This is a genomic window from Streptomyces sp. GC420 (assembly GCF_009916105.1).
Taxonomy (GTDB): domain Bacteria; phylum Actinomycetota; class Actinomycetes; order Streptomycetales; family Streptomycetaceae; genus Streptomyces.
Genome location: NZ_JAAAXQ010000120.1, coordinates 1 through 19,924, shown reverse-complemented (window position 1 = coordinate 19,924; position 19,924 = coordinate 1). Strand labels below are relative to the sequence as shown.

General features: G+C 73.5%; 15 protein-coding genes and 1 pseudogene. 11 read left to right on the top strand and 5 right to left on the bottom strand.

The window, feature by feature from the left end:
* Positions 1-944: 944 nt before the first annotated feature.
* The 11 genes from GUY61_RS17040 to GUY61_RS16990 all read left to right on the top strand — a co-directional run bounded on the left by GUY61_RS17040 (position 945) and on the right by GUY61_RS16990 (position 14,256).
* Positions 945-2,759 (top strand): fatty acyl-AMP ligase, encoded by a 1,815-nt coding sequence (locus GUY61_RS17040; protein ID WP_166631033.1) that lies wholly within the window; start codon positions 945-947, stop codon positions 2,757-2,759.
* Between the two features lies 1 nt (position 2,760).
* The gene (locus GUY61_RS17035) at positions 2,761-4,560 is read left to right on the top strand and encodes an acyl-CoA dehydrogenase family protein (protein WP_166631032.1); all 1,800 of its coding nucleotides are present in this window, start codon (positions 2,761-2,763) and stop codon (positions 4,558-4,560) included.
* On the top strand, positions 4,554-6,344 hold the full coding sequence (locus GUY61_RS17030) for an acyl-CoA dehydrogenase (RefSeq protein ID WP_166631031.1): 1,791 nt from the start codon (positions 4,554-4,556) through the stop codon (positions 6,342-6,344). Before GUY61_RS17035 ends, GUY61_RS17030 begins: the two co-directional genes overlap by 7 nt.
* A 99-nt stretch (positions 6,345-6,443) precedes the next feature.
* Positions 6,444-6,731: an acyl carrier protein gene (locus GUY61_RS17025; protein WP_166631030.1), complete on the top strand. Its 288-nt coding sequence runs from the start codon at positions 6,444-6,446 to the stop codon at positions 6,729-6,731.
* On the top strand, positions 6,731-9,808 hold the full coding sequence (locus tag GUY61_RS17020) for a type I polyketide synthase (protein ID WP_166631029.1): 3,078 nt from the start codon (positions 6,731-6,733) through the stop codon (positions 9,806-9,808). The genes GUY61_RS17025 and GUY61_RS17020 overlap by 1 nt, the downstream gene beginning before the upstream one ends.
* Entirely contained in the window at positions 9,805-10,827 is a 1,023-nt protein-coding gene (locus GUY61_RS17015) for a 3-oxoacyl-ACP synthase III family protein (RefSeq protein WP_166631028.1), read from the top strand. Before GUY61_RS17020 ends, GUY61_RS17015 begins: the two co-directional genes overlap by 4 nt.
* A complete protein-coding gene (locus GUY61_RS17010) occupies positions 10,824-11,087 on the top strand; it encodes an acyl carrier protein (RefSeq protein ID WP_166631027.1) in 264 nt (87 codons plus the stop codon). The genes GUY61_RS17015 and GUY61_RS17010 overlap by 4 nt, the downstream gene beginning before the upstream one ends.
* Positions 11,084-11,944 (top strand): 2-oxo acid dehydrogenase subunit E2, encoded by an 861-nt coding sequence (locus GUY61_RS17005; protein WP_166631019.1) that lies wholly within the window; start codon positions 11,084-11,086, stop codon positions 11,942-11,944. The genes GUY61_RS17010 and GUY61_RS17005 overlap by 4 nt, the downstream gene beginning before the upstream one ends.
* Positions 11,850-12,722 carry a 4'-phosphopantetheinyl transferase superfamily protein gene (locus tag GUY61_RS17000; RefSeq protein WP_166631026.1) on the top strand — a complete coding sequence of 291 codons (873 nt, stop codon included), beginning with the start codon at positions 11,850-11,852 and terminating at the stop codon, positions 12,720-12,722. The genes GUY61_RS17005 and GUY61_RS17000 overlap by 95 nt, the downstream gene beginning before the upstream one ends.
* Positions 12,723-12,946: 224 nt before the next feature.
* Positions 12,947-14,017: an alpha/beta hydrolase gene (locus GUY61_RS16995; RefSeq protein ID WP_166631025.1), complete on the top strand. Its 1,071-nt coding sequence runs from the start codon at positions 12,947-12,949 to the stop codon at positions 14,015-14,017.
* On the top strand, positions 14,014-14,256 hold the full coding sequence (locus GUY61_RS16990; RefSeq protein ID WP_166631024.1) for a hypothetical protein: 243 nt from the start codon (positions 14,014-14,016) through the stop codon (positions 14,254-14,256). The genes GUY61_RS16995 and GUY61_RS16990 overlap by 4 nt, the downstream gene beginning before the upstream one ends.
* A gap of 98 nt (positions 14,257-14,354) precedes the next feature.
* Here GUY61_RS16990 and GUY61_RS16985 read toward each other — a convergent pair whose 3' ends face one another.
* From GUY61_RS16985 to GUY61_RS16965, 5 genes and pseudogenes are all read right to left on the bottom strand, one after another.
* The gene (locus GUY61_RS16985; RefSeq protein WP_166631023.1) at positions 14,355-15,083 is read right to left on the bottom strand and encodes a VOC family protein; all 729 of its coding nucleotides are present in this window, start codon (positions 15,081-15,083) and stop codon (positions 14,355-14,357) included.
* A gap of 411 nt (positions 15,084-15,494) precedes the next feature.
* Positions 15,495-18,287, bottom strand: coding sequence for an AfsR/SARP family transcriptional regulator (locus GUY61_RS16980; RefSeq protein WP_166631022.1), 2,793 nt, complete (start codon positions 18,285-18,287; stop codon positions 15,495-15,497).
* An 8-nt stretch (positions 18,288-18,295) separates the two neighbouring features.
* Positions 18,296-19,306: an AfsA-related hotdog domain-containing protein gene (locus GUY61_RS16975; protein ID WP_166631021.1), complete on the bottom strand. Its 1,011-nt coding sequence runs from the start codon at positions 19,304-19,306 to the stop codon at positions 18,296-18,298.
* A gap of 152 nt (positions 19,307-19,458) precedes the next feature.
* Positions 19,459-19,782, bottom strand: coding sequence for a ferredoxin (gene fdxA / locus GUY61_RS16970; RefSeq protein WP_166631020.1), 324 nt, complete (start codon positions 19,780-19,782; stop codon positions 19,459-19,461).
* A pseudogene (locus GUY61_RS16965) lies at positions 19,779-19,924 on the bottom strand (2-oxoacid:ferredoxin oxidoreductase subunit beta); the annotation flags it as partial. The pseudogene GUY61_RS16965 and the gene fdxA, both read right to left, overlap by 4 nt.

Here is a 19,924-nt window from a genome sequence, read left to right as displayed (position 1 = left end):
GGGGTGGTCCCGGTACCGCCGTACCGGGCCGGTCGCGTCCGGGCCCGCGCTGCGGCCCGTTGCCCCGGCCGCTGTCGGCACGGCCCGCGCCGGGGCGGACCGGCCACCACCCCCGAGCGGCCGCCGTCCGCGCGGTGTGGGTGGCGTGTTTGCGCCACGGCCAGCCGCCTTGCGGTGAGGTGCTGGGGGTGCTTGTCCCACGGGTGGCTGTCGGTGCGACGCGCGTCTGGGTGGTCCGCCTCGTGCCGGACGGCCTGTGGTGCCTGCTGGGTGGCGTGTGCTGCCGGGGTCGGCTGTCCGGCCGGTGTGGTGGCGTGCGTGCCCGCCGGGCAGCCGCCTTGCGGTGAGGTGCTGGGGGTGCTTGTCCCACGGGTGGCTGTCGGTGCGACGCGCGTCTGGGTGGTCCGCCTCGTGCCGGACGGCCTGTGGTGCCCGCCAGGTGGCCTGCGTTCTCGGGGCCGGCCGTCCGGCCGGTGCGATGCCTCGCGGCGAGGCCCTCGGCGCCAGTGTCCGGGGCGCCTGTTCCCGGTCGGTCGTCCGCGCGGCGCGCCCCTGGACGGGCCGCCGGCGGTGCCTCTCCGGTGGCGGGCGTACCCCATGGCAGCCGACCGGCCGCTGCAATGGGCCGGGCCGCCGGCCGCACGGCCCGGCCACGGGTGGCGTGCGTGCGTGCGTCCGGCCATGGCGGCAGCCGTGCGTCCGGGCGGTGTGTGCGCCTTGGCGGCGCCCCGCGGCGGGTCGCCGGCCGTGCGGCCCGTCCGCGGGCGGCACGGCCGTACCTACGCGGTGAGGCCCGGCCCGGGGCGGCTCAGGCCCGGGGGCGGCCGTCCGGCCGCACCCGGTTCGCACAAGCGTCTCCTTAGTGGCCGGGACGACGATCGCGAAGTCAGAACAACCCTTGCCGGCGCCACGCCAGCGGATCTCGGAGAGGTCAGGGAAAGACGTTGACGAACTTCCGAACCTTCACGGAACTGGTTCTGGAGCGCACCGAAGCCCGCAGCGCCGCGGATGCCTTCATCTTCCTGCCCGACGACGCCCGCGGCTCGGTGCCGCAGCACCTCACGTCCGCCGGGCTCGACCAGGAGGCACGCCGGATCGCGTCCTGGCTCCAGGAACACAGAGCCGCGAACCGCCAGGTCCTGCTGCTCTACCCGCCGGGGCTGGACTTCATCAAGGCCTTCACCGCCTGCCTGTACGCCGGCGCCGTGGCCGTGCCCGCACCGCTGCCCACCGAACAGGGCCAGCACTTCGCCCGGGTCCTCGGCATCCTGCGCGACGCCGAGGCGTGCGCCGTGCTCACCGACTCGGCCAACGCCCCCGAGATCTCCGCCTGGCTGGCTGCGGAGGGCTGCTCCGACGTGCCCTGCCTGGCCACCGACGATCCGGCCCAGGGCGACGCCGGCGCCTGGCACGCGCCCTCACTCACCCCAGAGAGCCTGGCCTTCCTCCAGTACACGTCCGGCTCGACCAGCGACCCCAAGGGCGTCGTGGTCTCGCACCGCAACCTGCTCGCCAACGAGGCGGCGATCCAGCGGTCGATCGGCACGGGACCGGAGACCGTGTGCGGCGGCTGGCTGCCCTTCTACCACGACATGGGCCTGATCGGGCACATCCTCCACCCGCTCTACCTCGGCATCCCCGCCGTCCTGACGGCCCCCTTCACCTTCCTCAAGCGCCCCTACCGCTGGCTGAAGATGATCGGCGACTACGGCGTCACCACCGGCGGCGGCCCCAACTTCGCGTACGACCTGTGCGTGCGCCGCGTCACCGACGCGCAGCTGGAGACGCTCGACCTGTCCACCTGGACGACCGCCTGCAACGGTGCCGAGCCCGTCAGGGCCGAGACGGTCCGCGCCTTCACCGAGCGCTTCGCGCCCGCCGGCTTCCGTCCCGAGACCTTCTTCCCCTGCTACGGCATGGCCGAGACGACCCTGCTGGTCTCCGGCATCCCGCGCACCGCGCCCCCGCGCGTCCTCGACGTCGACGCCGAGGCCCTGGAGCGCGGCGAACTGGCCGACCCGCGGGCGGACGAATCCACCCGGTCCCTGGTCAGCAGCGGGATCGTACGGGACTTCGAGATCCGCATCGTCGACCCGGAGACCCGGGTCGAGAGGCCCGCCGAGCACGTCGGTGAGATCTGGCTCAAGGGCGACAGCATCGCCTCCGGCTACTGGAAGCGGCCGGAGACCAACAAGGAGATCTTCGACGCGGTGATCTCCGACGGCAAGGGCGGGCACGACGCCGGCGGCTGGCTGCGCACCGGCGACATGGGCGTCCTGAAGGACGGACAGCTCTACGTCACCGGCCGGCTCAAGGAGATGGTCATCCTGGCGGGCCGCAACCTCTACCCGCAGGACGTCGAACGCGCCGTCCAGTCCAGCGACAAGGCCTTCGGCACCGGCGCGGGCGCCGTCTTCGCCGTCGAGACCGACCGCGAGCACCTGGTCGCCATCCAGGAGGTCCGTCCCAGCAGCCTCTCCACCGACCTGCACACCTTCGCATCCGGCGTCCAGAGGTTCATCAGCAAGGAGTTCAGCATCCCCGCCGGCAACGTCCTGCTGGTCCGCCCCGGAACCGTCCGCAAGACCACCAGCGGCAAGATCCAGCGGACTCTGATGCGCAAGCTGTTCCTCGAGGGCCGGATCACCCCCCTGTACGAGGTCCTGGAACCGGCCGTCCGCGAACTGATCGCTTCCACCGGGACCGCCGAGACGACCGGTGCCGCCGCCGGCTCGCACTCCCTGGAAACGGTGGTCTGACATGGAACATCCCCCGTACCGGCTCGCCGAGGAGTTCGACCGCTTCCTGGGCGACCCCAACGACCCCGACGAGGTCTTCTCCTACGCGCGCTGCGCGGAACTCGACGACAGGGAGGAGTTCCCCGCCGACATCTGCCACCGCTTCCAGGAGTGGGGCCTTCCCGACCACTACGTGCCGGTCGAGCACGGCGGCAGGCTGCGCGACTACGAGCAGGTGCTCCAGCTCGCCCGCGCGGTCGCCCGCCGCGACCTGACCTGCGCCATCGGCCACGGCAAGACCTACCTCGGAGGCGTCTGCGTCTGGGTGGCCGGCACCGCGGAACAGGCCGCCGGGCTCGGCGCCGACATCATGGCCGGCGTCCCGGTCTCCCTCGGGCTCACCGAACGCGCCCACGGCAGCGACCTGCTGGCCGGCGACGTCCGCACCGACGACAAGGCGCCGGACACCGGCGACCACTGGCTCGTCAGCGGCGAGAAGTGGCTGATCAACAACGCCACCCGGGGGTCGGTACTCTCCCTGCTGACCCGCACCAACCCCGACGGCGGCCCGCGCGGCTTCAGCGTCCTCCTCGTCGACAAGCGCGAACTGGACGAGGACACCTACCGCCACCTGCCGAAGATCCGCACCCACGGCATCCGCGGCGCCGACATCTCCGGCATCGCCTTCGACGGCGCCCGGGTGCCGCGCGGCGCCCTCGTCGGCGCCGAGGGCGCCGGCCTGGAGATCGTGCTGAAGGCGCTCCAGCTGACACGCACCATGTGCGCGGCGCTGTCCCTCGGCGCCGGCGACCACGGGCTGCGCCTCGGCCTCGACTTCGCCGAGGAACGCGAGCTGTACGGCCGCCGGCTGATCGAACTCCCGCAGGCCCGCCACGTGCTGTCCGGCGCCGCCGCCGACGTACTGCTGCACGAGGCGGTCGCCCTGGTCGCCGCCCGCGCCGTACAGACGCAGACCGCGGAGCTCAGCGTCACCTCAGCGGTCACCAAGTACCTGCTGCCCACCGGCACCGACCAGGTGCTCGCCGACCTGACCGGGCTGCTCGGCGCCCGCGCCTTCCTCAAGGGCGTGTACGCCGACGGCCGGTTCCAGAAGGTCGAGCGCGACCACCGCCTCGTCGGGCTCTTCGACGGCAACACCCTGGTCAACCTCAACTCCCTCATCAACCAATTCCGTTCACTGGTCCGCGGCTACCGGCGCGGCACCGGCGACACCGCGGGCGCCGTCGCCGCCTGCGACCTCGCCGCGCCGCTGCCGCCCCTGGACCCCGCGAAGCTGTCACTGGTCGCCCGGCACGGCAGCGGCGTCCTGGCGGGGCTCGCCGCCTCCGTCGACGAGATCGCCCGCCGGGCCGGCACCGAGCCCGCGCTCGCCCCGGTGGCCGAGGCCGCGCGGCGGCTGCTCGCCGCCACGGCCGCGGTGCACACCGAGATGGAGGAGTACCAGGGCGTCCTCACCGAGGTCCCGCCCGCCGCCTTCGAGGTCGCCCGCCGCTACGCCCTGTGCTGGGCCGGAGCCGCCTGCGTCGGCCTGTGGACCCACAGCACCGGCCACGTCGGCGACGACCCCGGCACGGGCGCGCTGTGGCGCGACGGCCTGTGGCTGCACACCGCCCTCGACAGGCTGCTGGTCCGCCTCGGCGAACCGGCGGCGGCCGGCCCGGAGACCTACGAAGAACTGCTCGGCGCCCTGCGGGCGGCCCGATCCTCGGGCCGGCTGTTCTCGCTGCTGCCGCAGCGGAGCCCCGAGCGGCCCGCGGCGGCCGGCACGGCCGCCGCCGAGAGCGAGAGGACGTCATGCTGATCGGCACCGAGCCCCAGGGCGCGCACACGGCGGCCACCACCGCCCCGGCCGGCCGCGGGGCACCGGGACAGGAGGCGCGGGCCGCGGACCGCGTCGCCGAACTGGACCGGCGTCTTGGCGACCCCACCGACGAGACCAACGAACTGTCGTACGCGCGGCTGCTGGAGGCCGACGAGGCCGGTGAACTCTCCACGGCCGGCGAACGCGCCCTCGACGAGCTGCGGCTCGGCGCCGACTTCGTGCCGCGCGCCGACGGCGGCCGCCTGGAACGGCTCGACACCCTGGTGCGCGTCATGCGGCAGGTGTTCCGCCGCGACGTCGCCCTCGGCCTCGGCTACGGCGTCACCTCCTTCATGGCCGGCGTCAACGTGTGGACCGCGGGGGACGCCGCGCAGCGCGAACGCCTGGCCCGCATCCTCACCGACGGCGGCAAGGTCTCCGTCGCGTACCACGAGCTCGCGCACGGCAACGACTTCGTGCGCAACGAGTTCGAGGCCCGCCCCGCGCAGGACGGCGGGTATCTGCTCAAGGGCGCCAAGCAGGTCATCAACAACGCCGCCAGGGCCGACGCGTGGGTCCTGTTCAGCCGCACCAGTCCCGCGCCGGGCAGCCGCAGCCACTCCGTGCTCCTCGTCGAGCGCGAAGGCCTCGACACGGACACCTGGCAGGTGCTGCCCCGCTACGACGCCGTCGGCGTGCGCGGCTGCCGGCTGTCCGGACTCCGCTTCGACAACACACCGGTACCCGCGTCGGCCCTCGTCGGCGAGGTCGGACAGGGCGTCGAAACCGCCCTGCGCGCCTTCCAGATCACCCGGGCCGCGCTCCCCGGCATGGCCGTCGGCGCCACCGACACCGCCCTGCGGACCGTCGTGCGCTTCGCGCTCGGCCGGCGGCTCTACCGCAAGTCGGTCATGGACATCCCGCACGCCAGGGCGACCCTGTCCGGGGCCTTCACCGACCTGCTGACCTGCGACAGCCTCTCGCTGGCCGCGACACGGGCGGTGCACCTGCTGCCCGAGCAGACCAGCGTCTTCGCCGCCGCCACCAAGTACCTCGTCCCGAAGCTGCTCACCGACACCATGCACGACCTGTCCATCGTGCTGGGCGCCCGCTTCTACATCCGCGACGGCGAACACGGCATCTTCCAGAAGCACCTGCGCGACATGCCGGTACTCAGCCTCGGCCACGCCGGCTCCGCGGCCTGCCAGGCCACCATCATCCCCCAGCTGTCCCGGCTCGCCCGGCGCTCCTGGTTCACCGACGAGCCCGCCCCCGCGGAACTCTTCCGGCCGCGCTCCGACCTGCCCGAGATCCCCTTCGACGCGCTCACCCTGGCCAGTGGCCGCGACGCGCTCAGCGCCTCGCTGGTCGCCTCCGCGGACGAACTGCCCGCGGGCACACCCGAGGAACGCGCCGTCCACGCGCTCGCGGTGACGATGACGGACGAACTGCGGCGGCTCCAGGAGGCGAGCCGCGCGCTCGCGCCCCAGGACCGCACGGCGCTCGCGAGCCCCGCCACGTTCGCCCTCGCCGACCGCTACACCGTGCTCCTCGCCGCCGCCTCCGCCATCGGGGTCTGGCAGCAGGCGTCGCACGAGGGCGGCGACACCTTCCTCGCCGACCCCGCCTGGCTCGCCGCCGCCCTGCACCGGCTGGCCCGGCGCCTCGGCCGGCGGCCCGCCGACCTCCCGGCGTCCGTGGACGCCCGGGTGCACGAGGAGGTACTGCGCAGGTTCCACGGGCGCAGCAGCTACGACCTGTACGACACCCCGCTCACCGGCTGACACACCGGCCGGCCCCAGGACACCCGGCCGGCCCCCGACCGGCCGGCACACGACCCCACCACAGCAAGCGAATCCGCTCACCCCGCCGAGGAGTGCACCATGCCCGTTCCGACCACCGGACACACCACCGAGTCTCTGACCACGTGGTTGGCCGAGCGCATCGCCCTCTACCTCAAGCGGCAGCCCGCCGAGATCGACCCCGACGTCCCCCTCGCGGAGTACGGCCTCGACTCCGTCGCCGCCCTCAGCCTGTGCGGCGACATCGAGGACGACTTCGACCTCGTGATGGAGCCGACGGCCGCCTGGGACTACCCGACCGTCCACGCGCTCGCCGGCCACCTGATGGAGGAGTTCGCCGCGGCCGCCCCGAAGGGCGGCGGCGCCTGATGGAGCCGATCGCCATCGTCGGCATCGACTGCAGATTCCCGGGGGCGCCCGACACGGGCGCCTACTGGGACCTGCTGATGCGCGGCGCGGACGGGGTGGGGGAGGTGCCCGGGCTGCGTTGGGACGCCAAGGAGTTCCACTCGACGGCCGGTGAGGAAGGACGCACCAACACCACCGAGGGCGGCTTCATCACCGACCCGGACGCCTTCGACCACGAGTTCTTCACCATCTCGCCCCGCGAGGCCGCCGCCATGGACCCGCAGCAGCGGCTGCTGCTGCAGTCCGCGTGGCGGGCCGTCGAGGACTCGGGGATCTCGCCGCGGAAACTCGCCGGCACCCCCACCGGCGTCTTCGTCGGCATCATGGGCAACGAGTGGGCGCAGCTGCACCTCACCGACTACGACAACGTCACGGCCCAGGTCGGCTCCGGCAACGGCTACTGCATGACCGCCAACCGGATCTCCTACCACCTGGACCTCAAGGGCCCCAGCCTCGCCGTCGACACGGCCTGCTCCTCCTCGCTGGTCGCCGCGCACCTCGCGGGGAACGCCCTGCTGTCCGGCGAGTGCGACCACGCGCTCGTCGGCGGGGTCAACATCGCCCTCACCCCCGCCCTGTCGATCTTCTACACCCAGGCCGGGCTCTCGGCCCCCGACGGACGCTGCAAGCCCTTCAGCTCCGAGGCCGACGGCATCGGCCGCGGCGAGGGCGTCGGAGTGATCGTGCTGCGCAGGCTGAGCGACGCGATCGCCGACGGCCAGCGCGTCTACGCCGTCATCCGGGGCACCGCCGTCAACCAGGACGGCCGCAGCAACGGGCTGACCGCGCCCAACCGCTGGGCCCAGCAGGACGTACTCGCCGCCGCGTACCGCAGGGCCGGCGTCGAGCCCTCGGACGTGGTCTTCACCGAGGCGCACGGCACCGGCACCGGCCTCGGCGACATGATGGAGGTCAAGGCGCTCGGCCACCACCACGCGGGCCGCTCCGGCAAGCCCATGGCGCTCGGCTCCGTCAAGGGCAACCTCGGCCACACCGAGGGTGCCGCGGGCGTCGCGGGGCTGATCAAGGTCGCCCTGTCCCTGCACCACCGGGTGGTGCCCGCCAGCCGCTACGCGGCCAAGGAGAACAGCCGGCTCAAGCTGCGCGACCACGGGCTCCGCCTCCTCAAGGCACCGCTGCGGCTGCCCGCAGGCCCCACGGTCGCCGGGCTCAGCAGCTTCGGCATGGGCGGCACGAACGCCCACGCCGTCCTGGAGTCCGCGCCCCCCGGGGCCGCGCGCCCCCGGCCCCGGGACGACGCCGCGCCGGGCGGCATCGGCGCCGCGGTCTTCACCCTCACCGCGCCCAGCGCGGACGCGCTGCGCCGCAACCTGCTGGCCCAGGCCGACGCGGCGGCGGCCCGCCGCGTACCGCTGGGCCCGCTGGCCCGTTCCAGCAACCACATCAAGGCCGGACACCGCCACCGCTTCGCGACCGCCGCCACCGACACCGCAGAACTCGTCGCCCGGCTGCGCGAGGCCGCCGCCGACCCCGACCTGCTCGCCCGGCTCACCGGCAACCCGGCGGGCCGGCCCGGCACCGCGTTCCTGTTCACCGGGCAGGGCTCGCAGTACCCGCGGATGACCGCCGCGCTGTACGAACAGTCCCCGCTGTACCGGCACTTCCTCGACGAGGCCGACGCCGCGCTGCTGCCGCACACCGGACGGTCCGTGCGCGACCTGATCCTCGGCGGCGACGAGGCGGTGCACAGCACCCGGTGGACGCAGCCCGCCCTGTTCGCCGTCGGCTACGCCCTCGGCCGGACCCTGATGGAACTCGGGGTGCGTCCCGGCATGCTCCTCGGCCACAGCGTCGGCGAGTTCGCCGCCGCCGTGCTGGCCCGGGCGCTCACCCTGGACGGTGCCGCCCGGCTGGTCGCCGCACGCGGCGCCCTGATGCAGGAACTCCCCTCGGGCGGCGGCATGCTGTCCGTCCGGGCCGCCAGGGAGGAACTCGAGGAGCGGATCGCGCCGGAGCCGCTGGTCGGCGTCGCGGCCGTCAACGGCCCCACCTCCACCGTGCTCTCCGGGGACCTGGAGGCGCTGGAACGGATCGGCGCCGAGATCGAGGCACAGGGGCTCACCACCCGCAGGCTCCAGGTCTCGCACGCCTTCCACTCGCCGCTGATGCGGCCCATGCTGGCCCGTTTCGCGGCGATCGCCGAAGAGGTCGGCGGGGGAGTGCCCGAGATCCCGCTCTACTCGACCGTCCGTGGCAGGCTGCTCGGCTCGGAGGCGATGGACGCGGCGTACTGGGTGGAACACATCGGCGCCACCGTCCTGTTCGGAGACGCGGCCGCCGAGCTGCTCGCCGACGGACCGACCCACCTGGTGGAGATCGGCCCCCAGCCGGTGCTCTCCGGGATGGTGCGCCGCCTCGGCCACCCCACCGCGAACACCGGCCCGGCACACGTCCTGCCGGTGCGCGGCCCCGAGTCCGCCGGCCGGGATCTCGCCGAGGCCCTCGCCGAACTGTTCCGGGGCGGCGTCGACCCGGACTGGGACACCGTGTACGCGCCCGCGGAGCGGATCCACCACCCGCTGCCGCCGTTCGCGTTCTCCACCGAGCACCGCTTCTGGGCGCGGAACCCGGTGCGGGCCCCGGGAACGGTGGCCGCCGCGGCGGACATGCCCGTGGGCCGGGTACCGGCACAGGCGACGGGACACGAGGAGGCGGCCGCCGCCGCGTCCGTCCTCACCCTGGACCGTCCCGGCGGCACGGCGGACCCGGTCGGTGACACCGTCCTCGACGCCATCCGGCTGGTCGGCGGCTACACCGCCTCCGACGTCGGCCCGCACGACCGGCTCTACGAGGACCTCGGCTTCGACTCCGTCATGATCATGGAACTCAAGAACCGGCTGGAGGTCCGCCTCGCCGGCATCGGCACCCTGACCGTCCAGGACCTGCTGCCCCGGCTCTCCTCCGTCGGCGACCTCATCGCCTACCTGCGCGAAATCGGCGCGACGGCACCCGGGCACGCCGGCTTCGGCGGCCAGGACGAGAACCGGGCCCACATCGAAGAGGAGAGGACGGCATGACCACCCCGACCGCCCACCTGGCATCCATCGGCACCGCCCTGCCCGGAGACCCGGTGGACAACGCCACCCTGGCCAAGGTCCTCGGCATCAACGAGGAGTGGATCGAGGTCTTCATCGGCACCAGGACACGGCACTTCGCCCGGGACCTCGGCACCGGTGTGGTCCGCTGGTCGCTCGCCGACCTGTGCGCCCAGGCCGCCGAGAGGGCACTCGCGGCTCCCGGCGCCGACCCGTCCGAGATCGAGTTCATCGTCCTCGGCACCGCCACCCCGGACACCCTGATGCCCGCCACCGTCAACCACGTCGCCGACCAGCTCGGCCTGGACCAGGTGCCCACCTTCCAGCTCCAGTCCGGCTGCGCGGGCGCCGTACAGGCCCTCGCGGTCGGCCAGTCGCTGATCGCCTCCGGCCAGTACCGCAGCGGCCTCGTCATCGGCGGCGACGTGTGCAGCAAGCACCTCGAGACGGGGCGCGACCTGTCCGCGGCCGCACCCAGCGACCTCGTCAACTACGTGCTGTTCGGCGACGGGGCCGGCGCGGCCGTCCTCACCGACGAACCGCGCGGCGAGCGCGTCGCACTGCGCCACGTCCTCAACCGCTTCACCGGGCTGGGCCGCAAACCGGGCCAGGTCATCGAGTGGTTCGGGCTCGCCGACCGCTACGAGGACAAGCAGGCCGTCACCGAGGACTACAAGGCCATCGAGGAGTCCGTACCGGTCATGGCGGTCGAGATCCTCTGGGAGATGCTCGGCGAACTCGACTGGGAGCCGGACCAGCTGGACTACCTGCTGCCGCCGCAGCTGTCCGGCCGGATGACGCGCCGCATCACCGAGGAACTCGACGTGCCGAGCGCCCGCGAGGTGTCCTGCGTCGCGGACACCGGCAACAACGGCAACGCCCTTCCCTTCCTGCAGATCGAGAAGTTGCTGGAGCGGATGTCCGGCGGCGAGAAGGCCCTCGCGGTCGCCGTCGAGTCCAGCAAGTGGATCAAGGCCGGCTTCGCCCTGGAGAAGATATGAGCATCGAAAGCACCACCGCCCCCGCCGCAGGCGGGTTCACCCTCGACGACTACGTCCGGCTGGTGAACGACGAGATCGGCATGCCGCTGTCGGCCGACCAGGTGGCCGCCGACTTCGACGAACTTCCCGAATGGGACTCGCTCTACCTCCTGAAACTCGTCACCGCGCTGGAACCGGCCACCGGCCGCAAGGTCCCCGTCGGCAGAGTCCTGGAGGCCCGCAGCCTCAAGGAGATCTACGACCTGGCGGTGACCGGTTGACCGCGTCCGTCACGCCCGAGAGGCGCCGCCGCCACACCCTCTACTTCCTGGAGTGGGCGTCGGCCCAGCGGCCCGTGCACCTGGACACCGACATCGACATGACCCGGATCCAGGAGCACCGCGCCGCCGCGCGCGCACAGGGCCGGCGCTACTCGGTCGTCAGCTACCTGCTGCACGCCACCGGGCGGGTCCTCGCCCGCCACCCGGAGGCCAACGCGGTCATGGCCCCCGGCTGGCCCTCGCTCCTGCGCGCGCCGAGGATCGTCCGCTTCGACGGCGTCACCGCCAAACTCGCCCTCGACCGGCCCGTCGAGGGGGAACGCACCGTGCTGTCCGCCCTCCTCCCCGGCCTGGAGACGGCGAGCCTGTCCGAGATCCAGGAGCGCGTCGACCGCTACCGGGACGAGGACGCCGCGGACCTGCCGGAGTTCAAGGGCGTACGGACGCTCGGCCGGCTCCCCGTCGGGCTCGGCAGGGCCGCCTTCGCCGCGGTCCTGCGCGACCCGCGCAAGCGGCCCGGCGTCTTCGGCACGGTATCCGTCAGCTCGCTCGGCCACCGGACCGTCGACGGCTTCCACTCGGCCGGCGGCACGGCCGTCACCCTCTGCGCGGGCCGCGTCGTGGAACGCGCCGTGGTACGCGACGGCGCCGTCGTACCCGCGCCCATGATGCGGCTCGGCCTCACGTTCGACCACCGGGTGATCGACGGGGCGGCCGCGGCCGATGTGCTGTCGGATCTCCACGACACCATGGAGGCCTTCGATGACGGCTCGGGGACGCGGCGTTCCGGGCCGGTCCCTCGGGGAGCCGATCGCCATCTCCGGCCCCTCGGCGGACTGGAGCAGAGTACGCGCTGACCTGCGCCGGCACGGGGCCGTACTGCTCCGCGCCCGCCTGCCCGACTGGCGGCCGGAACGGGCGGGCGGGCCAGGGCTGCGCGAACTCCTGGGCCAGGACCTGGAGCGTTACCTGGAGTTGACACACCCTCAGGTACGCGCCCGGTTCTGCGCCTCCCGACTGCTGCTGAAACACGCCGCCGCGGCCGCGCTCGACGCACCGCCCGAGTCCGTCGAGCTCGGCTACGGCCTCACCGGGCGACCGTTCGTGCGCGGCTGCGACGGCGTGCACATCAGCCTCAGCCACACCGACGACCTGCTGCTGGTCGGCCTCGCCGCCGGCGGCGTCATCGGCGTCGACGCCGAACGCGGCGACCGCGCCCTGTACGCCCCCGGACTCGGCCGGCACATGTGCACCCCGTACGAGGCGGAACGGATCGAGGCCCTGCCCGCCGGGGAGCGCAACCGCGCGGTGGTGCGCCTGTGGACCCTGAAGGAGGCCTACAGCAAGGCCCTCGGCCTCGGCATGCTGTTCCCCTTCACCGACTTCGGCTTCAGCCCCGACGCCGCCCCCACGGACGTCCTGCGTCCCGACGGCACTCCCGGCACGGTCGGCACATGGGCCTTCCACACCCTGTCGCTCGACGACGGCCGCTACACCGTGAGCGTCGCCGTCGGCGACGCCGGCTTCGGCCCCACCGCGGACACGGCGGCGGGCACGGCACTCGACCCGGGCATCGTCGACGCCGTCGTACGGGCGCTCGGGAACGAGGAGGACGCCGCCGGCGAGCGGGGCTGAACCGGCGCCGGGCCGCGTGCCGGGCCGCGCGCCGGGCCGTGTCCGGAGGTGCCGGGCGGTGCCGTGCCCAACCGTCCGGAACGGGCCCCGGTGCCCGCCTCGTACAAGCGCGGCGCAAGCAGGCACCGGGACACTCAAGACGCAGTCGACCGGGGCTCCGGCCCCGGCCCCGCGCCGTCCCGACGGCGCCGACACACTGACCGGGGACGGTGACCGACACACCCATGAACCATCTCGAAGAGCTCAAGGAATTCGCCCGCCTGCACGCCAGGGGCCAGGGAATGACCGCCGAGCACGCCGCGACGGTCCTCACCCGCATCACCAACGACACGCCCGGCGACCCGGACTCCTGGGCCTCGGTGTGGACCGCCGAGGGCGACACAGCCGCCGCACGCGGCGACCTCCTCGACGCCTGCCGGCACTACGCCCTCGCCCGTTTCCCGTACCACGACGACGCCGACCGGGCCCGGGCCCAGCGGCTCTGCGTCGACACCTTCGACCGCTGGCGTCGCGACCAGGACGGCATCGAGCGGCTGCAGTTCGAGCACCCCGACGGCACCGTGGCCTGCTGGGCGGCAGGCCTGGACGCGTCCCGCCCGCTGCTCGTCGTCATGGGCGGCATCGTCAGTGTCAAGGAGCAGTGGGCGCCGCTGCTGCCCCTGCTGCGCAAGCTCGGCTTCGCCGCCGTCGTCACCGAACTCCCCGGCGTCGGCGAGAACACCTGCGCCTACGGCCCCGACTCCTGGCGCACCCTCGGCTTCCTGCTCGACCGGCTCGCCGACCGCGCCCGCGTCGACGACACCTCCATGCTCGCCCTCAGCTTCAGCGGCCACCTCGCCATGCGCGCCGCCGCCGAGGACCCGCGCATCCGCCGCGTCCTCACCGTGGGCGCCCCCGTCGCCGGGTTCTTCGCCGACACCTCGTGGTGGCCCCGCGTGCCCGGCATCACCGCGGACACCCTGCGCAGCCTCACCCGCAGCGAGGACCTCACCGAACTCCGCGCCCTCCTGCCGCGGTTCGCGCTCACACCGGAGCAGCTGCGACAGGTGCGGATCCCCGTCAGGTACGTGGCGAGCAGCCGCGACGAGATCATCCCCGGCACGGAACAGGACCTGCTGCGGCGCACACTCGGCGACGTACGGTTCAAGGTCTTCGACGACGTGCACGGTTCACCCGCCCACCTCGGCGCGATGCGGCGCTGGCTCATCTCCCAGCTGCTGTGGCTGCGCTTCGCCCGCCGTGGAGCAAATCCCCGGCGGTCCACCCGCGCCGAACTCAGCGAGAGACCGTCATGAGCGCGGGCCCGGAGGACGGCGCCGCCTACTCCGCCGCCGCACCCACCAGCGTCCGGCCCTGGCACACGCTCGCTTCCCTCGGCATCACGGAGAGCGATCTGACGACCGGACACCACCGCCCGGTCCCCGTCCACCGGTTCCTCGGCCGCCTGCACCCCACGGGCGCCCGCTTCCTCCGCTCCCAGGCCCCTGACCACACACCGGCCCCGGCGACGGCCCCCACGGCGGCCGCCGAGTAGGCCCAGCGCCCGTCGGGCAACCGCGCGAGCATGAAGTGAGTGACGGTCATGGCCCTCCGGTCATGGCTCTCAGTGCCGATCCGAACCGATGATCACTCTCACCCTGTTCGTGGGGTCAGCACACAGAACTCGTGGCCGTCGGGGTCGGCGAGCACCACCCGGTCGACGTTCCCCCGGCCGATGTCGATGCGCGTCGCCCCGAGGGCGACGAGCCGGTCGACCTCCGCCCGCTGGTCACCGCCGGCTGGTGGAGCGATGTCGAAGTGCAGCCGTTCCGTCCCCGTCTTCGGCATCAGGGGTGGACCACCCCACGTGATCTTCGGGCCACCGTGCGGTGAGCGGATCGCGGTCTCCTGGTCCTGGTCCCAGACCAGCGGCCAGCCCAGCGCCCGGCTCCAGAAGTACCCGGCCTCCTGCGAACCGTCGCCCGCCAGCGCTCCGACGAACCCGCACTCGGCGAGGAATCTGTTGCCCGGCTCGATGACACAGAACTCATTGCCCTCGGGATCGGCGAGCACCACATGCCCCTCCTCCGGGCGCTGGCCGATGTCGATGTGCCGGGCACCGAGTTCGAGCGCCCTCTCCACCACCTGCCTCTGGTCGTCGAGGGACGTGCTCGTCAGGTCGAAGTGCATGTGGTTCCGGCCTGTCTTCCGCTCCTGGGCCGGGAGGAAGCGGAGCCGGAACCCGGTCTCGTCGCTGGGCAGCAGCGTGATGCCGTCGGAGGGGTCCTTGGACGTCTCCCAGCGGAGAAAGTCCGCCCAGAAGCGCGCGAGACGGAGCGGGTCTTGCGCATCGAAGCAGAGCGCGTGCAGGCGAGAAGTCATCCGTGGGTCTCCCGGTGGGGGCAGGCGGGTCGTTGCTGGAGCCTGCCCAGCCGGTGCCACCCGGTCAACCGATTAAGCCCGGCGCTCGTCCGCCGTCGGGTGCGCCCGAAACGGCAGCCCGCCCACGGCCCCACAGGCTCGCGAGGCGGCCATGGCGGATCGTGCGGCCCTTCTTCGCGCCGAGGAAGCACCGCATCTGTCGATGCCGGGACCGGCCGGGCTGTGCGTGCGCCGCCGGGGTCGCGCCCGGTGCGTGGTCCGTCGCCCGGCACGGAGTGTGCGGCGCCTCCCGTGCCGGTCCCGGGGCGTCCTCAGCGACAGGGCTGTCGCGTGCGGCCGTCAGGCCGGGGCCACGGGGCCGGGGCCCCGGCCGTCCTGGCTCGGGAGCCAGGACGGCCGGTGGGGTGGGCCTCAGGCGGCTCGCTGGGCCGGCTGAGGCGGGCTGAAGAGCCAGACGCCGGGGCGGATCTCCAGGGGGATCGACGAGGCGGAGGCGGACCGGCTCGACGTGAGGAACGTGCGGACGGCGGCCGCCGTCCGCCGCGCGTACTGGAGCCAGCGGTGGTCACCCGCGGAGCGCGCCGCGCTCTCGCACTCCGTGAGGTGGCCGAGGGCCTCCTCGTGCCGGCCCTCGCGCAGCGCGACCAGGGCCAGTCCGCGCAGCGAATCCGCCGCCCCCCGCGCGTCGTTGTCCAGCCGGTTCGCCGACAGCGCGCGCACGTAGCACCGTTCCGCCTGCTCGACCCGGCCCAGGCCCAGCAGGACGTCCGCCTCGGCGGACAGGCAGCGGCCCGCCGCCGCCCGGTCGCCGTGGCGGGTGAACAGGTGCCAGGCGAGCCGGTACCTGTCGATCGACAGCGACGTCTGGTGGCGCTGCCATGCCAGGTCGCCCAGGGATCGCAGGACGACCGCCTCCGCGTGGAGGTCGCCCGCCTGGCGGGCCGCGTCCAGGGCGAGGTCGTGCGTCGACTCCCACTCGTCCCACAGGGCGCCCGCCTCGTAGTAGCCGGCGGCCGCCGAGGCCAGCGAGCAGCACAGGCTCCACAGCCCGGCCGCATGGGCCTGGCGCACGGCCTCCGACAGGCCCGCCGACTCCTCCTGGAACCACTGCAGCGGCGCGTTGCCGACCACCTCGTCCGGGGAGATCCCCGCGACGGGCTCCGCCTCCTCCTGCACGAGCCGGTCCCGGCCGGGTGCCAGCTTGGCGTCGGCGTGCCTTGCCAGGGCCAGGAAGGCGCGGCACAGCCGTTCCACGGCCGCGGGGCCCTCCTGCGGGGACTCCCGCGCCAGGACCTCCAGCGACAGGGAGCGCAGCAGCGCGTGGAAGCCGTAGCGCACGGGGGCCAGCCGCCCCGGACGCCGCCGTGCCTCGAGGAGATGCGCCCGCACCAGTTCCTCGGTGAGCCGCTCGGCCTCGGCCGGATCCGCGTCGAGCAGCGCGCTCGCGCTCCACAGCGCGAAGTCCGGCAGCGAGGCCAGTCCGAGGATCCGGAAGGCGTGCCTGGCCTCCTCGCCGACGTCGTGGTAGGCGGTCAGCAGGCTGCTGCGTACGTCGAGATCGCCGAGGGCGAGCGCCGCCAGCCGGGTCCGCTCGTCGCGCAGCCGCTGCGCCAGCCCGGCGGCGGTCCAGTGCGGCCGGGCCGCGATCCCGGCCGCCGCCACCCGCAGGGCCAGCGGCAGGCAGCCGCAGAGGCGGGCGATCTCCCCGGCGGCTTCCGGGTCCTCCCGCATCCTCGGCCCGCCGCACGTCATGAGCAGTTCCTCGGCCTCGCGCACGGTGAGCACGTCGAGGGTCAGGTGCTGTACGCCCTCCAGGGCTCCCAGAACCTGACGGCTCGTCAGGACAACCGTGCTGTCGGGCACCGCGGAGAGCACCGGCCGGACCTGTGCCTCGGACACGGCGTCGTCCAGGACGAGGAGCATCCTGCGGCCCTCGGTGTGCCCGTGCAGCAGCTCCGCGAGTTCCGCCTCGGAGGAGGGCAGCGGGTCCGTGCCGCCGTCGGCTCCCGGCTCGGCCCCCAGCGGCCCGCGCAGGCGTCGCAGCAGGGTCGCCATGGCAGTCCTCGGTTCGACGGCCCGCCCGCCGGCGTCCCGCAGTGTCACCAGGACGCGTCCGTCGGGGAAGCGGTCGGCGGCGTCGTGGGCCAGCCGTACGGCCAGCGCCGTCTTGCCCGCACCGGCCCGGCCCGAGACCACCAGCACCTTGTTGGGGACGGCCGGGTCACCGGCGAGCAGTTTTTCACCGGCGGCCAGCTGGTCCTCACGCCCGGTGAAGTCGGCAACGGTGGGCGGCAGCCAGACCACAGGACCCTGGTCCGGGCCGCCCCGGCCGCCCAGGGCGGACGAGGAGGCCGGGACTGCGGCGCCGCCGACGGGCTCCCCGGCGGCCCGGCCACCGGATCCGCCGACCGGGGAGAGCCGGGGCTCGGGCTCGCCGTGCCAGGCCAGGGAGGGGTCGGACGCCAGGATCCGTTCCAGCAGCCTGCTCAGTACCGGGCCCGGCTCGACACCGAGTTCGTCGACCAGCGACCGCCGCGCCCGGTGGTAGACCTGAAGGGCGTCCGACTGCCGGCCGGAACGGTAGAGCGCCACCATCAGGTGGCAGTGCAGCGTCTCGCGCAGCGGATGGTCGTGCGCCAGCGCCATCAGCTCGCCGACCAGCTCGTGGTGCCGCCCGAGCCGCAGATCGGCGGATATCCGCTGTTCCAGCACCTCCGCCCGCAGCTCGTTCAGCCGGATCGCCGAGGTCTCCAGCGCGGGCCCGTGCGGGATGCCCGACAGGGCGGGCCCCGTCCACAGCCCCAGCGCGCGGCCCAGGAGGTGGGAGGCGGTGCCGTACTCGCGCTGGTCGTACGCGGCCCGTCCCTCGGTCCGCAGCGACTCGAAGACGGACAGGTCCAGTTCGTCCGGCGCGACCCGCATGAGATAGCCGGGCGGCCGGGTCAGCAGCGGCTGCACCGTGCCGCTTTCCTCCGCCGCCGCGTCGGCACCCTCCAGGAGCGCCTTGCGCAGCTGGGACACGTACACCTGGAGGGTGGTCGTGGCCGTGCGGGGCGGTTCGGAACTCCACAGTTCATCGATGAGGGTATGTGTCGACACCACGGTGTTGCTCTGCATCAGCAGCGTGGCGAGGACGGCGCGCGGCTTGGCCGCGGACGGCGTACGAGGCGCCATGTGCACAGGGCCCAGCACTCTGTATCTCATCGCGCGCCTCAGCAATCCTGCAGCACGGACGCGGAGACACGGGCCACGACCCGGCTGCCCTGGAGGAACGACAGCCGCAGCCCGGCCACCGGCCGGCCCGACGCGTCGCGGGCCACCCGCCCGTCGGCGCGCCGTACACCCTCGCGCACCGTGCAGTGCAACGGCAGACCGGGCTCCGCGAAGCCGCGGAACGAGGCCTGCCACTGGGACAGTACGGCGTGCGAGGGGACGAAGCCGTACAGTTCGGCGGCGGCGAGCAGGCCCACCTGACGGGACACCTCGAGGAACAGCATCGCCGGCACCTCGCCCGCCGTGTCGGGGGACTCGGCCGGCAGTCCGGCGGCCGCCGTGGTGTCGATGGGGAAGGCCAGGCCGTCCTCGCCGTCCGTTCCCGTGTGCTCGGGCAGGCCGACCAGGACATTGCGGCTGTCGCGGTGACCCACCCTCTCGGGCAGCGGCAGGCCGGCGGCGACCGGACCGCCGTCCCCCGCCGCGAGGGACTCCTCGCTCTGCCGCCGGCCGAGCACCCGGTGGCTGTGGTGGACGCCCTGGGTCAGGAAGACCAGACGGGCCGAGGCGGTGCCGCAGCGCTCGCCGTCGATCGAGACGGTGGCCTCGCAGTCCAAGCCCCGGGGTACGCCGCCGACGAGGTCGAGCGGGGTCATTCCGAGTTCCAGGGCGATCCGGGCCCGCTCGTCGCGGCGGCGCCATGCGGAGAGACGGGTGATCGCGGCGCCGCCGGACGCCACCACCGGATGCCAGTTCTCCGGCACCCGGAAGTAGCGGCGCGCCGCGAACAGCATGGTCTGGCGCAGTGACTCAACAGGGAACTGCAGGTCGTGGTACTCCGAGACGGAGTCGCCGAACAGTGGGTGCTGGTAGGGGAGTTCGGCGGAGAACGCGAAATTCTGCCGTACCGGCGCGGTGGCGTTCAGCAGAAAGGCCTCGGGGCTGGCCGGCCTGTGGACCAGATGGTGGGGTCCGAGGAAGGAAGGGGACGGTGCGGTAACGGTGTCCATGGGATTCCTCTGCGGCGGTGTCCGGCGGCTCTGCGGAAACACGTATGGGGGGCTGCGCTTGACGTGGTGCACTTTGCCCGGTTCCGCTGAAGGACGGGGGAAGCCCTACTGAAGAGTAGGGGCCGGTGTCCCGCCGCCCGGCCCCTGGAGGTTCAGCCTGCTTCCCGCACCGGTTCCCCCATGACGACGGGGTGGTCCTCGGCCAGCGGTTCGGCCCTGGCGGCGCCCCCCGGCGCGCCCGTCGCGGCGAAGACCTCCCGGTCGGCGGTGAGGTAGTCCGCCCACTCGTCGGGCACCGCGTCCTCGTAGAAGATCGCCTCGACCGGGCAGACCGGCTCGCACGCCCCGCAGTCCACGCATTCCTCGGGGTTGATGTACAGCTTGCGAGGCCCCTCGTAGATGCAGTCGACGGGGCACTCGTCGATGCATGCCCTGTCCTTGAGGTCCACGCAGGGCTGGGCGATGACGTACGTCATGAGGAAGTCTCCACGGTCCAGGTGTCGTTGCCGGTGAGGAGGGCGGTGAGGTCGCCCTTGCCGTGTTGTTCGACGGCGGTTTCGAGTTGGTCGGCCATCTGGTTGTCGTAGACGGGGCGGTCTACGGAGCGGAAGACGCCGA